The sequence below is a fragment of the Acinetobacter sp. UBA6720 genome (assembly GCF_002454215.1).
Classification (GTDB): domain Bacteria; phylum Pseudomonadota; class Gammaproteobacteria; order Pseudomonadales; family Moraxellaceae; genus Acinetobacter.
The window spans coordinates 1-743 of record NZ_DKIK01000186.1 but is presented as its reverse complement, the minus strand read 5'-3'; the positions used below and the strand labels follow the sequence as shown (position 1 = coordinate 743).

1 protein-coding gene is annotated in these 743 nt (G+C 39.4%); it reads left to right on the top strand.

What is annotated here, in order from left to right; translation table 11 throughout:
* The coding region (locus B4F08_RS15560) for a sensor histidine kinase (RefSeq protein WP_291375236.1) at window positions 1–685 on the top strand (685 nt) is incomplete at its 5' end.
* Window positions 686–743 lie beyond the last annotated feature (58 nt).

Here is a 743-nt window from a genome sequence, read left to right as displayed (position 1 = left end):
TGGCTTAATTGGTTTCTCAGAAGTTTTGGCAGATGAGCGTGAGAGTTTGGATGAGTCGGGTATACAAAGTATTGCAGACTATTTACATGATACTGCCCAATCGACTTATAGCTTGTTAGAAAGCTTGCTAAATTGGGCTATGGCGGAGGGAGGGCGTTCTTTCTACCATCCGATTCACTATAAACTTAAACAGTCTTCACAAATTGTCTTTGATGTACTAAATGGTCTAGCGGTCAATAAAAATATTCAACTGATCGACCGTGTCCCTGATGATTTAAGAATTTTTGCCGATATCAATATGGTGACTTCTGTCATTCAGAACTTGGTCTCAAATGCACTCAAATTCACCCATATGCATGGCAATGGTGTGGTAACGATTGATGCCAAACAGCGCGATGACTTTATTGATATTTATATTCAAGACACAGGTTTAGGCATGACGCATGGGCAAATTGAATCATTATTTGAACCGAAGTTGACGATTAGCTTTAAAGGTACAGCGGGGGAAAAAGGTACGGGTCTAGGATTAGTACTCTGCAAACGTTTCGTTGACTTAAATAAAGGCGAAATTTCTGTAACGTCTAAAGAGGGCGTTGGGTCAACCTTCATCGTCAGCTTACCGCGCTCAAACAGCGCACACCAAGCTTTGTCTTTGGTTTCGCCCCAACAAGAATTTATTGAATAATCATGTTTTCTTTATAAAAATAATTCGCTTAATATCATGATCTGCTGTTATAAATAAC